The organism is Nonomuraea sp. NPDC048882, from assembly GCF_040649755.1.
Taxonomy (GTDB): domain Bacteria; phylum Actinomycetota; class Actinomycetes; order Streptosporangiales; family Streptosporangiaceae; genus Nonomuraea; species Nonomuraea maheshkhaliensis.
Map to the genome: position 1 here is coordinate 851,688 of NZ_JBEZGB010000001.1, position 13,050 is coordinate 864,737.

Below are 13,050 nucleotides of genomic sequence, written 5' to 3' on the forward strand. Positions count from 1 at the left end.
CAACGTCATAGCGGGGGACGGGTGCGGGTGCTGCTCGTTGCGCGGCCGTCCGTGTGGATGCCCACTCCCCCTGCTCCGGGCTTGGGCTTACCTGCTGTGGTTTCGTGGGGGGTGCGGTTGTGGGGGCGGGGGTGGGTTCCCGGGATCCGGGGGGCTTTCGCGTGCCCCAGGGAGGTCGGCCGATGAGGCGGCGGGGGCGGCGGGCAGGGGCGGTGATCGACCGTAGCCGGGCTTCGGCTATGGCGCGCTCTGCCTTCGGATCGGGGGTTCGCACGTCGGCGACGGTATGGGGTGCGTGGCCGTGGCGATGGGGCCGAACGGCGTTCTGGGGATAGTGGTGGGTGGGGAGGGGCCGGCTGTGGATAACGTGCCGAGGGCGGGATCGTTATCCGTCTGCTGGTGTTACGGTGAGGCCGAGGAAGCCGGGGCCCACGTGGATGCCGAGTTCCGCGCCTACCTCCACCACCTGGAGGTCCACCGCGTCCGGCAGGCGTTTCGGGAGGCGTTCCGCCAACGCTTCGGCTCGTTCGCTTGCGTTCAGGTGTTGTACCGCGATCCGTACGGGGCCCGATCCCGCCGCGTGCACGGCCAGGTCTTCGAGGCGGGCGATGGCGCCTGAGGCGGTGCGGACCTTCTCCAGGAGGGAGATGCGGCCGTCCACGAAGTGGAGCAGTGGCTTGATCATGAGGGCGGAGCCTACGAGGGAGGCTGCCGTGCCGATTCGGCCGCTGCGGCGGAGGTAGTCGAGGTTGTCCACGTAGAAGAACGATTGCGTGGTTTGTAGGCAACGATGTGCGGCCGCTGCTACCTCGTCCAGGGTGCCACCGCTCTCGGCGGTACGGGCGGCGGCCAGGACGGGGTATCCCAGGCCCATGGCGATCGAGCGGCTGTCGATCACCTCTACGGGTACGGGTGCCTCGCGCGCGGCGGCTCGGGCGGAGTCTATGGTGCCGGACAGTTCGGCGGAGACGTGGATCGAGACGATGGCCGTGGCGCCGGCGGCGGCCAGCTCGGCGTAGCAGGAGGCGAAGCGGGTGGGGGAAGGGCGGGAGGTGGTCGCGTCGGTGAGGTCTCCGGTGAAGGAGTTCTCGGCTGACGACACTACTTCTGCCAACACTTCTGGCTGCGCTCCTGGTGACGCTTCTGACGGCACTTCGGCGGTGGAGCTGCTCGTCGGCGGGCTCGCGCCGAGGTAGGCGCTTCCGGACGATCCCCCGACGGGCGAGGACTCACCAGGCGGCCCGTCGCCGGGGTGGGCGTCCCCCGACGGTCCCGCCGCACCTACGTGGCCGTCCCGAATCGGCCCCTCGTCGGCCGAGGAGTCTCTCAAGGTGTCGCTACCCATACGGCTACCTGTTGGGCCGCCCATTGAGGTGGGTGCGGCCGTGACAGGCGGTCCAAGGGCTGATGCGGCGGCTGGCTCGACAGGCGGCGGCTCCGGGGCCGATGTGGTGCCGGACGCGGTGGAAGGGCCAGACGTGGTCGGCCGAGCCGAACAGAGGCCGAACGTAGTGGGAGGGCCGGGCGTTGTTGGTCGGGCTGGAGGGAGGCTGGGAGTGGAAAGTGGGGCGAGGGGGGTGCCGTGGCGGGGGAGGACTTGGATGGGGACGATGGTTATGCCGGGTTCGTCCCCGAGGCAGGCGGTGGAGTCTGTGACGATGGCGATCCAGGGTGACATGTCCGGACCCTGACTACTGGACCGGCGTCCCACCCCGCCACACCCGCCGCGGCTTCAGGCCGAAGGACCAGGCGAAGGCGCCCTCGTGGTCGGCGTCCCACTGGACGATGTCGGCCAGGCGGCCCGGCGCGAGGACGCCGCGGTCGGGGGCGCCGAGGACGGTGGCTCCGCCCAGGGTGGCGGCGCGGAGGGCGTCGTTGACGCTCATGCCGAACGCCGACACCGCCATGGCGATCACCAGGGACATCGAGGTGATGCCGCAGTAGCCGGGGTTGTGGTCGCTGCCGAGCGCGATCTGGACGCCGTGCTTGATCATCTGGCGGACCGGCGGGAGGTGGCCGCGCTGCAGGGCGGTGGCGGGGCAGACGACGGCGGGGACGCCGTAGCGGGACATGATGGCGATGTCCTCGTCGGACATGTGGTGCAGGCCGTCAGCCGACGCGCAGCCGAGCTCGGCGGCCAGCTGGACGGCGCCGCGGCGGCTGTACTGACCGGCGTGGACGCGCGGCAGCAGGCCCACGTTGCGGCCGGAGGCGAGGACCCAGCGGGACTCCTCGGTGGTGAAGTAGCCCTCGTCGCAGTAGACGTCGACGCTGTCGGCGCCGGCCGCGGCCGCGTCGGCGCACCAGGCGCCCACGGCCTCGACGTATTCGCGCTGCCTGCCGAAGTATTCGGGCGGCACCACGTGCGCGGCCAGGAACGTGACGTGCACCCGCGGCATCATCGGCTCCTTCTCCAGCTCGCGCAGGAGCCGCACGTCGGCGAGTTCGCCGTCGCGGGTGAGGTGGTAGCCGGTCTTGGCCTCGACGGTCGTGGTGCCGCTGAGCAGCCAGCCGCGCAGCCGCTCGCGTACGCCGTTGCACAGGGTCCACGGGTCGGTGCCGCGGGTCACGGTGACGGTGGAGCCCACGCCGCCGCCCGCCGCGGTGATCGAGGCGGACGTGGAGCCGCCGGTGCGGATCGCCAGCTCGGCGTAGCGGTTGCCGGCGTAGACGGGGTGCGTGTGGGCGTCGATCAGGCCGGGCGTGACCAGGGCGCCGCCCAGGTTTTCGACGTGGTCGACGTCGACGATGTCGTCGACGACTCCGGGAACGCTCTGCGGCAGATCGGGCGCACGCCCGACCCACGCGATGCGGTCGTTGTGCACCAGAATGGCGGCGTTGCTCAGGACCTCGTTGCCGGTCCAGAGGCGGCCGATGTTGGTCAGCAGTCGAACGGTCACCGCATCACCACCCAGCACGGCCCACCGCATGAGCGCAGAGCCCAGCGCACGGCCTGGGCCGCGCCCACTGAGTCCGCTCCGGGTCCGGACGACATGGGGGGTCTCCTGCTCTTTTCCGCACCTCGTTGGTGCGGTGACCGTATCGCCGGGGGCATGATCCGGCGATTTCAGTTCAGTTACGTTATTTCACATGTTGGGCTGCTGTACAGGGTTATTCGGAAGAAAGACCACTCATCCCAATCGTCACGCAGCCCTACCGCGTCCCCAGGGCTCCCGCTGACGACTCGAACGCGCACGACCCTCATCCGAAACTCAGAACCGAACCCAAATCCAGACCAAAGTTAGGTCTGGCCAATCGTAGCAACCCCTGGGTTCGGGGACCACTGCCGCTTTTAGGCAGGTCTGCGCGCTTTGCGGCGAGAACTGACCCACCATGCCAGGAAGAGCCCCGGCATGGTGGGTCTGTTCTCCGGTTTTCATGGGCGCCCACGCGTGTTCATGCACGTCCATGGCCTACATGAGTCCCATGACGCATCCATGAGCGCGCCCCGCCGGACAGCCCTCCGCCGCGTACGCATCCCCAAGAAGCCCAGGCAGAGCCTAGGAGACGTGCTCCACCGGCTTGCCCACCTTCTCCAGCTCCTGCGCCAGACTGGGCAGCACCCGCGCGTGCAGCACGGTCCCGTCGCCCACGTGGTCCACCGAGAGCACCTCGCCCTCCTTGTGGGCCCGCGAGATCAGGTCTCCCCTGTCGTACGGCACCAGCAGCTGCACCTCGTGGTCGAGCCGCGGCAGCCGCTCCTCGATCAGCGCCATCAGCTCGCCGATCCCCTTGCCCGTGCGCGCCGACACCACGATGCTGTCGCGCTCGCGCCTGGCGATCCGGTCGAGCACCTCCTGGTCGGCGGCGTCGGCCTTGTTGATCACCACGATCTCGGGCACCTCGGAGGCGCCCTCGATGTCGGCGAACACCTCGCGCACAGCCGCCAGCTGCCCCTCGGGGTCGGGGTGCGAACCGTCGACCACGTGCAGGATCAGGTCGGCGTCGGCGACCTCCTCCAGCGTCGAGCGGAACGCCTCGACGAGCTGGTGGGGCAGGTGCCGGACGAAGCCGACGGTGTCGGCGATGGTGAACAGCCGGCCCTCCGGCGTGCGCGCCCTGCGCACGGTCGGGTCGAGGGTGGCGAACAGCGCGTCCTCCACCAGCACGCCCGCGCCGGTGACGCGGTTGAGCAGCGAGGACTTGCCGGCGTTGGTGTAGCCGGCGATGGCCACGGCCGGGACCTCGCGCCGCTGGCGGCGGTTGCGCATGGTGTCGCGGGAGGTGGACATGCCGCCGATCTGGCGGCGCAGCTTGGACATGCGCTCGCGGATGCGCCGGCGGTCCAGCTCGATCTTGGTCTCACCGGGGCCGCGGCCGCCGATGCCGACGCCGCCCGCGGCGCGACCGCCGACCTGACGGGACAGGTTGCCGCCCCAGCCGCGCAGGCGCGGCAGCAGGTAGGACAGCTGGGCCAGCTCGACCTGTGCCTTGCCCTCACGGCTCTTGGCGTGCTGGGCGAAGATGTCGAGGATCAGCGCCGTACGGTCGATGACCTTGACCTTGACGATCTCTTCGAGCTGGCGCAGCTGACCGGGGGTCAGCTCGCCGTCGCAGATCACGGTGTCGGCGCCGGTGGAGTCGACCACGTCGCGCACCTCCAGGGCCTTGCCCGAGCCGATGTAGGTGGCCGGGTCGGGCTTCTGGCGGCGCTGGACGAGCCCTTCGAGCACCTGGGATCCGGCCGTCTCGGCCAGGAGCTTGAGCTCGAGAAGGGAGTTGTCGGCGTCCTCGGCCGTGCCGGAGGTCCAGACGCCGACGAGGACGACCCGCTCGAGCCGCAGCTTCCGGTACTCGACCTCGGAGACATCCTGGAGTTCGGTGGAGAGGCCCGCCACGCGGCGCAGCGCCTGGCGCTCCTCGAGGTCCATGTCGCCGGTCTCGAACTCGTCGAGCGCGGTGTATTCGTGCATTCGTGTCATCTCTATGAGGGAACGTCTGGACACCCCGATGTCTTCCCACGATGGTGGCATGACACCCGCGGCGCAATCACCTGGTTATCCAGGTGCGCCCCGGCCCTGTCAAGAGGCCGCGACGGTGATGTCGCCGGAACCCGCCGTCAGCGAGAGCTTGTGCGGCGAGGAGTTGTCTTTCTTGACCGAGATGTCGGTGTCGCCCGAGCCGACGTCGCTCTTCACGTCATAGGCGCCGTCGGGGACGTTGAGCGTGATGTCGCCCGACCCGACCTCCAGCTCCACGCTGTCGGGGACGGAGACGTACTTCAGCTCGATGTTGCCCGAGCCGGCCGTGGCCAGCACCTTCTTGCCGCCCAGGCCGGCCGCGTCCACGTCGCCGGAGCCGACCCGCAGGTCGAGCGGGCCGGTCAGCGCCCTGAGCGTCAGGGTGCCTGAGCCGCTCTCCAGGTCGGCGGACAGCCCCTTGGGGATCTCGATCTTGTAGTCGACGCTGCAGCTCCCCCAGTTCGACGGGCACTTGTAGGAGAGGAACAGCGAGCCGCCCTCGACCTTGTGCTCGGGGACGGGCTTGTCGTCGCCACGCCAGCGCAGCTTCTCGACCACGCGCACGCTGGTGCCGTCGGTCTCGGTGATCACGGCGTCGCCCGCGTCGCTCTCCAGCCGGAGCGTGGAGACCTTGTCCTTCACCTCGTACGAGGCCGTGTCCTCATTGCTGGGACCACCCAGGCTCTGGAGTCCGCAACCCGCCATCAAGAAGGCGGAGGCCAGCAGGCCGCCCGCGATCGCCATCGTCTTCATGGCGGAAATCCTGTCGCGTCCGGGTCCGGCACACATCGGGGATCCCCCGGGGGGAACCCCAACCTTTGACCCTCGGACACCAGGGGAGTAACTTCACTTCCACAATCCAGAATCGATTTTCCACACTGCGGAAAGGCGTCCTGATGGAGATCACCGGCCCGATGCTCGACCGGTTCGACGAGATCCTCACGCCGGAGGCGCTCGCCTTCGTGGCGGCGCTCCAGCGGGAGTTCGGCGCCAGGCGGCTGGAGCTCCTGGAGGCCCGCCAGGCGCGCCAGGCGGAGCTGTCGGCGGGCGGCATGCTCGACTTCCTGCCGGAGACCAAGGAGATCAGGGAGGCCGACTGGCAGGTCGCCGCCCCCGCGCCCGGCCTGGAGGACCGCCGGGTGGAGATCACCGGCCCGGTCGACAAGAAGATGACCATCAACGCGCTCAACTCCGGCGCCAAGGTGTGGCTGGCCGACTTCGAGGACGCCAACTCCCCGCTCTGGGAGAACTGCGTGGCCGGCCACCTCAACCTGCGCGACGCGCTCGACCGCACGATCGACTTCGAGACCGGGGGCAAGTCGTACACGCTGCGGCCCGACGCCGAGCTGGCCACGGTCGTGGTCCGCCCGCGCGGCTGGCACCTCGATGAGAAGCACGCCCTGGTGGACGGGCAGCCGGTCTCGGGGTCGCTGTTCGACTTCGCGCTCTACTTCTTCCACTGCGCCCAGCGGCAGATCGACAAGGGCAGGGGCCCGTACTTCTACCTGCCCAAGATCGAGTCGCACCTGGAGGCCAGGCTCTGGAACGACGTGTTCACCAGGGCCCAGGAGCTGCTCGGCATCCCGTACGGCACGATCAGGGCGACCGTGCTCATCGAGACCTACCCGGCGGCGTTCGAGATGGAGGAGATCCTCTACGAGCTGCGCGACCACTCGGCCGGGCTCAACGCGGGCCGCTGGGACTACCTGTTCAGCGTGATCAAGAAGTTCCGCACCAGGGGGCGCGAGTTCCTGCTGCCCGAGCGGAACGCGGTGACGATGACGGCGCCGTTCATGCGCGCGTACACCGAGCTGCTCGTGCGCACCTGCCACAAGCGCGGCGCGCACGCCATCGGCGGGATGGCGGCGTTCATCCCCTCGCGCAGGGACCCCGAGGTCAACGCCGTCGCGCTGGAGAAGGTGCGGGCGGACAAGACGCGCGAGTCCAACGACGGGTTCGACGGGTCGTGGGTGGCGCACCCCGACCTGGTGCCGGTCTGCCGTGAGGTGTTCGACGGCGTGCTCGGCTCGCGGCCCAACCAGCTCGACCGGCTGCGTACGGACGTCAGCGTGTCGGCGGCCGAGCTGCTGGCCGTCTCCGAGACGCCGGGCGAGATCACCGAGGCGGGGCTGCGCAACAACGTGGACGTGGCGCTGCGTTACCTGGCCGCTTGGATGGGCGGACTGGGCGCGGTGGCCATCCACAACCTCATGGAGGACGCGGCCACGGCCGAGATCTCGCGCTCGCAGATCTGGCAGTGGATTCACAACGACATCACGCTGGCCGACACGGGCGCGCAGGTGACCAAGGAGCTGGTCGAGCGGATCATCTCCGAGGAGCTGGCCAAGATCGCGCAGGAGCCCGGCTACGACGAGAAGCTGTTCGGGCAGGCGACCGAGCTGTTCAAGGAAGTGGCGCTGGACGACGACTTCGCGGAGTTCCTGACGCTTCCGGCCTATGCTCAAATGCCATAAGAAGGGGGATCGGTGATGGACACCCTGATAGCGGCTCTCCGCTCGCTGCTGCCCCACGACTCGGTGATCACCGATCCGGTACGCCTGCGCACCTACGAGTGCGACGGCCTCACCTATCACCGGGCGACCCCCGGCGTGGTCGTGCTGCCGGACACGGCCGAGCAGGTCGCCCGGGTGGTGCGGCTCTGCAACGACTTCGGCGTGCCGTTCGTGGCCAGGGGCTCGGGCACGGGCCTGTCGGGCGGCGCGCTCCCCCGCGAGGACGGCGTGCTGATCGTCACCTCCAGGATGCGCGCGATCCTGGAGATCGACCTCGCCGACCGCAGGGCCGTCGTGGAGCCGGGCGTCACCAACCTGGCGATCACCGAGGCCGTGCGCGACCGCGGCTACTACTACGCGCCCGACCCCTCCAGCCAGCAGATCTGCTCGATCGGCGGCAACGTGGCGGAGAACTCGGGCGGCGCCCACTGCCTCAAGTACGGCTTCACGGTCAACCACGTCGAGGCGTGCGAGATCGTCACCCCGGACGGCGACCTGGTCACGCTCGACCGCATGGACCCCGGCTACGACCTGCTGGGCGCGTTCATCGGCTCGGAGGGCACGCTGGGCATCGCCACCAAGATCACGGTACGGCTCTGCCGCGCGCCCGAGGCCGTGACCACGGTGCTGGCCGCGTTCGAGAGCATCGAGCAGGGCGGGCAGGCCGTTTCGGCGATCATCGGGGCGGGCATCGTGCCGGCCGCGATCGAGATGATGGACGCGCTGGCCATCGAGGCGGCCGAGGCGGCGGTGGCCTGCTCCTATCCCGAGGGCGCCGGCGCCGTGCTGATCGTCGAGCTGGACGGCCCCGCCGCCGAGGTGGAGCGGCAGTTCGCCCAGCTTGAGGAGATCTGCTCGGCGGCGTTCGAGCTGCGGGTGGCGGCCGATCCGGCGGAGCGGGCGGCGATCTGGAAGGGCCGCAAGTCGGCGTTCGCCGCGGTGGGGCGGATCAGCCCGGCCTACATCGTCCAGGACGGCGTGGTGCCGCGTACGTCCCTGCCCGCCGTGCTGGCCGCCATCGACCGGCTCTCCGCGGAGCACGACATCAAGGTGGCCAACGTCTTCCACGCGGGCGACGGCAACCTGCATCCGCTGGTGCTGTTCGACGACGGGGATCCGGGGGCGGGCGAGCGGGCCGAGGTGGTCTCCGGCGCGATCCTGGACCTGTGCATCGAGCACGGCGGCTCCATCACGGGCGAGCACGGCGTCGGCGTCGACAAATCCCGATATATGCCGAAGATGTTCAGCGCGGACGACCTGGACACGATGCAGCTCGTCCGGTGCGCGTTCGACCCCCAGGGCCTGGCGAACCCGGGCAAGGTCTTCCCCACCCCGAGGTTGTGCGGCGAGGTGCCGGGCGTGCGCAAGGGCGTGCACCCGCTGGTCGAGTCAGGAAAGGCCGATCAACTGTGAGGGGGCGGATGTGTTCGGCGAGGTGACGACCAGGCAGGCCGGCGACGACGACGCCGTGTGCGGCGTGCGGCCGCGCTGGGTCGCGCTGCCCGAGACCGTCGAGGAGATCGCCGCCGTCATGCGCGCCTGCGCCGAGCGCGACCTCGCGGTGGTGCCCGCCGGCGGCGGCACGAAGCTGCACTGGGCTCCGCCGCCCGAGCGCTGCGACGTCCTGCTCGACCTGTGCTGCATGAACGAGGTGCTGGAGCACGCCGCCGGCGACCTGGTCGTGCGCGCCCAGGCCGGGGTGACGATGGCGGCCCTGTACGCGGCCCTCGCCGGCGAGGGGCAGGAGCTGGCCCTGGACGTGCCGTTCGGCGAGGACGCGACGGTCGGCGGCACCCTGGCCGCCCCGCTGCCCGGGCCGCGCGCGTTCCGCTACGGCACCGCCCGCGACCTGCTCATCGGCATCACGGTCGTGCTCCCCGACGGCACCGTCGCCAGATCCGGCGGCAAGGTGGTCAAGAACGTCGCGGGCTACGACCTGGGCAAGCTCTTCACCGGCTCGTACGGCACCCTCGGCGTCATCGCCGAGGCCACGTTCCGCCTGCACCCGACACCGCCCGAGCGCCGCTGGGTCGTCGCCGAGCTGAGCCGCGCCCGGGTCCCGGCGGTCGCCGCGGCGCTGGCCGCCTCGCAGGCCGAGCCCAGCGCGGTGGAGGTGGACCGGCCCGATCCCACGGGGCCGATCACGCTGGCCGCGCTGGTCGAGGGCACGGCGGCGCAGACGAGGGCGGAGGCGCTGCGCGAGCTGATCGGCACAGGGTCGGTGACCGGCGATCCGCCCTCGTGGTGGGGGCAGGTCTTCGGTGACGAGGTGCTGGTGGAGGTGCGGTTCCCGGCTTCGGGCGCGGCGGCCGTGCTGGACGCGGCGGCCGGGTGCGGGCTGTCGCTGCGCGGCTCTCCCGTGGCCGGGCGCGTGCTGCTGGAGCCCGGACGCGAGCTGAACGAGGACGAGCTGGCCGCGACGGTGTCGGGGCTGCGCGAGAAGGTGGAGGCGGCCGGCGGGCGGGCGAACGTGCTCGCCGCGCCGTACGCGGGCGTGGACCGGTGGGGGCATGTGAGCGGGCTGCCGCTGATGCGGCGGGTCAAGGAACGCTTCGATCCCGGGCGCAGGATGTCTCCCGGACGGTTCGTGGGAGGCATCTGATGCGACGGCGAGGGGGGAAGGGAGTGCGGCCATGAGCTTGGATCCCGAGCTGATCAACGACTGCGTGCACTGCGGGTTCTGCCTGCCGACGTGCCCCACGTACGCGCTGTGGGGCGAGGAGATGGACTCGCCGCGCGGCCGGATCCATCTGATGAAGCAGCACGTCGAGGGCACGCCCATGACGCCGGAGATGGCCGGGCACTTCGACGCCTGCCTCGGCTGCATGGCGTGCGTGACGGCCTGTCCCTCGGGCGTGCGTTACGACCGGCTGATCGAGCAGACCAGGGTCGTGGTCGAGCGCGAGCACGTACGCGAGCCGCGCGAGCGGGCCGTGCGCGGCCTGGTGTTCAGCCTGTTCCCCTACCCGCGCCGGCTGCGGCTGCTGCGCCCGGGGATGTGGCTGGCGGATCGGATGGCGCCGTTCCTGGCTCGGGTGCACCCCAGCCTGGGCGCCATGGCCGCGCTCGCGCCGCGCGTGGAGCACCGGCAGCGCATGCCGCGCGTGGTGCGGGCCAGGGGCGAGCGCAGGGCCGTGGTCGGGATGCTGACCGGGTGCGTGCAGGGTGAGTTCTTCCCGCAGGTCAACGCGGCCACGGCGCGGGTGCTGGCGCTGGAGGGCTGCGACGTGGTCATCCCGCGCGGCCAGGGCTGCTGCGGGGCGCTCAGCGTGCACTCAGGGCTCGACAGCCAGGCCAAGCGGCTGGCGAGCAGGACGGTACGGGTGTTCGAGCGGGCCGGCGTCGACACCGTCGTGGTGAACGCGGCCGGCTGCGGCTCGTCGATGAAGGAGTACGCCGAGCTGCTCGGGCGTGAGCCGGGGTTCAGGGTGATGGACCTGTCGGAGTATCTGGCCGAGCTGGGTCCCGTGGCCAAGCGGCATCCGCTGCCGGTCACGGTCGCCTACCACGACGCCTGTCACCTGGCCCACGCCCAGGGCGTGCGGTCGCAGCCACGCGAGCTGCTGGGCGCGATCCCCGAGCTGGAGCTGCGTGAGATCCCCGAGTCGGCCATCTGCTGCGGCTCCGCGGGAACGTACAACCTGCTGCAGCCGCAGGCCGCCCGCGACCTCGGCGACAGGAAGGCCAAGGCGGTCGGGACGACCGGCGCGCAGCTGCTGGTCTCGGCCAACCCCGGCTGCACGATGCAGATCGCGGCGGCGATGCGCCGCGCGGGCGGCGAGATCAGGGTGGCGCACACGGCCGAGGTGCTGGACGCCTCGCTGCGCGGGGTGGGCCTGTGAGCGTCCAGTCGGTCGAGCGGGCGCTCGATGTGCTGGAGGCCCTGGCCGAGCACGGGGGTGAGGCGGCGCTGTCGGAGATCGCCGCCAGGACCGGGCTGCCGTACGGGACCATCCACCGGCTGCTGCGCACGCTGCTCGCCCGCGGCTACGTGCGTCAGGAATCCGACCGGCGTTACGCGCTGGGCGGCGGGCTGGTGCGGCTGGGCGGCATCGCGGAGAGCATGGTCGGCGTGTGGGCGCAGCCGTACCTGGCCAAAATGGTGGAGCTGTCCGGCGAGACGGCGAACCTGGCCGTGCTCGAAGGGGACTTCATCGTCTACGTGGCGCAGGTGCCCTCGCCGCGCAGGCTGCGCATGTTCGCCGAGGTCGGGCGGCGGGTGCTGCCGCACAGCACGGCGGTCGGCAAGGTGCTGCTCGCCGGGAGGCCCGCCGCCGAGGCGATGGCCGTGTTCGAACGCACCGGCATGCCGCGCCGCACCCCCAACACGATCACCGACCTGCCCGTCATGCTGGCCGAGCTGGGCGCGGTCAAGGCCCGCGGCTACGCCATGGACCTGGGCGAGGAGGAACTCGACGTGCACTGCCTGGCCGTCCCCGTGCTGGACGGGGAGCGCGTCGTGGCCGCGATGTCGGTCTCGGGACCGGCCGGGCGGATCGACGCCCTCGACCGCGACGAGCTGGCAGAAGGGCTGCGGAAGATCGCCCTCGACTTCGGTAACGAGCTCAGTCCTGTCGGTAACTGAACTATCGTTGCGTCATGGGCAACAGCACGTCGGTTCAGTCGGTCGACCGTGCCATCGCGATCCTGGAGATCCTGGCCCGCGACGGCGCCACCCGGGTCACGGACGTCGCACAAGAGCTGGACGTGCACAAATCCACCGCCTCCCGGCTGCTGGCGGCCCTGGAGCACGGCGGGCTCGTGGAGCAGAGCGGCGACCGCGGGCGCTACCGGCTCGGCTTCGGCGTCGTCCGGCTGGCCGGCGCCGCCACCGCCCAGCTCGACCTGTCACGCGAGAGCAGACCGGTGTGCCTGCGGCTGGCCGAGGCGGTCGGCGAGACCGTCAACATCGCGGTCGCGCGGGCCGGCGACACGGTCAACATCAGCCAGGTACGCGGTCCCGCCGCCATCAGCGGCCACAACTGGGTCGGCCAGCGCACCCCCTCCCACGCCACCTCCAGCGGCAAGGTGCTGCTGGCCTTCGGCGCGCTGCGGCTGCCGGCCGAGCTGGAGCGCTACACGGCCCACACCGTCACCTCCCCCGACGAGCTGGGGCTGGAGCAGATCAGGGAGCAGGGCTGGGCGACCACGGTGGAGGAGCTGGAGGTGGGGCTGAACGCGGTGGCGGCGCCGATCAGGGGCTCCGACGGCTCCGTGGTGGCCGCGGTCAGCGCCTCGGGGCCCTCCTACCGGCTGACCAGGGACCGGCTGCCGGACGTGGGCGCGCTGCTCGCCGAGGCCGCGAGGGAGATAAGCCAGCGCATCGGCCATTACGGTTAGGGCATGTGTAGAAGCATCAAAACCCTCCGGCCGCCGTACACCGAGGACGTGACCGAGGAGGACGTACGGGCCGCCGCGCTGCAGTTCGTCAGGAAGATCTCCGGCTTCCGCGCGCCCGCCGCGCACAACGCGGAGGCCTTCGACCGGGCGGTCGAGACGATCACCAGGGCCTCGGAGGAACTGCTCGGGGCGCTCGAAGTTCGCGGGAGTCGTTGACAGGGTCATTCCGCGGGAGA

Annotated in this window: 11 protein-coding genes; 7 read left to right on the forward strand and 4 right to left on the reverse strand. The window is 70.9% G+C overall.

What is annotated here, in order from left to right; all coding sequences use genetic code 11:
• Positions 1-385 precede the first annotated feature (385 nt).
• The 4 genes from AB0C27_RS03670 to AB0C27_RS03685 form a co-directional block, all read right to left on the reverse strand.
• Positions 386-1,117, reverse strand: coding sequence for a DegV family protein (locus AB0C27_RS03670; protein ID WP_357837255.1), 732 nt, complete (start codon positions 1,115-1,117; stop codon positions 386-388).
• A gap of 574 nt (positions 1,118-1,691) precedes the next feature.
• The gene (gene hutI / locus AB0C27_RS03675) at positions 1,692-2,900 is read right to left on the reverse strand and encodes an imidazolonepropionase (RefSeq protein WP_357837258.1); all 1,209 of its coding nucleotides are present in this window, start codon (positions 2,898-2,900) and stop codon (positions 1,692-1,694) included.
• Positions 2,901-3,500: 600 nt separating this feature from the next.
• A complete protein-coding gene (gene hflX, locus AB0C27_RS03680; RefSeq protein ID WP_357838001.1) occupies positions 3,501-4,913 on the reverse strand; it encodes a GTPase HflX in 1,413 nt (470 codons plus the stop codon).
• A gap of 108 nt (positions 4,914-5,021) precedes the next feature.
• The gene (locus AB0C27_RS03685) at positions 5,022-5,714 is read right to left on the reverse strand and encodes a DUF4097 family beta strand repeat-containing protein (protein ID WP_357837261.1); all 693 of its coding nucleotides are present in this window, start codon (positions 5,712-5,714) and stop codon (positions 5,022-5,024) included.
• Positions 5,715-5,857: 143 nt separating this feature from the next.
• Here AB0C27_RS03685 and aceB point away from each other — a divergent pair, with 143 nt between their 5' ends.
• Genes aceB through AB0C27_RS03720 form a run of 7 tightly spaced genes read left to right on the forward strand, consistent with a single transcriptional unit; the run spans position 5,858 to position 13,030 of the window.
• Entirely contained in the window at positions 5,858-7,435 is a 1,578-nt protein-coding gene (gene aceB, locus AB0C27_RS03690; RefSeq protein ID WP_357837264.1) for a malate synthase A, read from the forward strand.
• A 15-nt stretch (positions 7,436-7,450) separates the two neighbouring features.
• The gene (locus AB0C27_RS03695; protein WP_346108717.1) at positions 7,451-8,887 is read left to right on the forward strand and encodes an FAD-linked oxidase C-terminal domain-containing protein; all 1,437 of its coding nucleotides are present in this window, start codon (positions 7,451-7,453) and stop codon (positions 8,885-8,887) included.
• Between the two features lie 10 nt (positions 8,888-8,897).
• Positions 8,898-10,076, forward strand: a complete 1,179-nt coding sequence (locus AB0C27_RS03700; protein WP_357837267.1) for an FAD-binding oxidoreductase — start codon at positions 8,898-8,900, stop codon at positions 10,074-10,076.
• Positions 10,077-10,107: 31 nt separating this feature from the next.
• Positions 10,108-11,316 carry a heterodisulfide reductase-related iron-sulfur binding cluster gene (locus AB0C27_RS03705; RefSeq protein WP_357837270.1) on the forward strand — a complete coding sequence of 403 codons (1,209 nt, stop codon included), beginning with the start codon at positions 10,108-10,110 and terminating at the stop codon, positions 11,314-11,316.
• Positions 11,313-12,059 carry an IclR family transcriptional regulator gene (locus AB0C27_RS03710; protein WP_357837273.1) on the forward strand — a complete coding sequence of 249 codons (747 nt, stop codon included), beginning with the start codon at positions 11,313-11,315 and terminating at the stop codon, positions 12,057-12,059. Before AB0C27_RS03705 ends, AB0C27_RS03710 begins: the two co-directional genes overlap by 4 nt.
• 14 nt (positions 12,060-12,073) lie before the next feature.
• Positions 12,074-12,814 carry an IclR family transcriptional regulator gene (locus AB0C27_RS03715; RefSeq protein WP_357837275.1) on the forward strand — a complete coding sequence of 247 codons (741 nt, stop codon included), beginning with the start codon at positions 12,074-12,076 and terminating at the stop codon, positions 12,812-12,814.
• A 3-nt stretch (positions 12,815-12,817) separates the two neighbouring features.
• A complete protein-coding gene (locus tag AB0C27_RS03720) occupies positions 12,818-13,030 on the forward strand; it encodes a DUF2277 domain-containing protein (protein ID WP_346108727.1) in 213 nt (70 codons plus the stop codon).
• Positions 13,031-13,050: the final 20 nt, after the last annotated feature.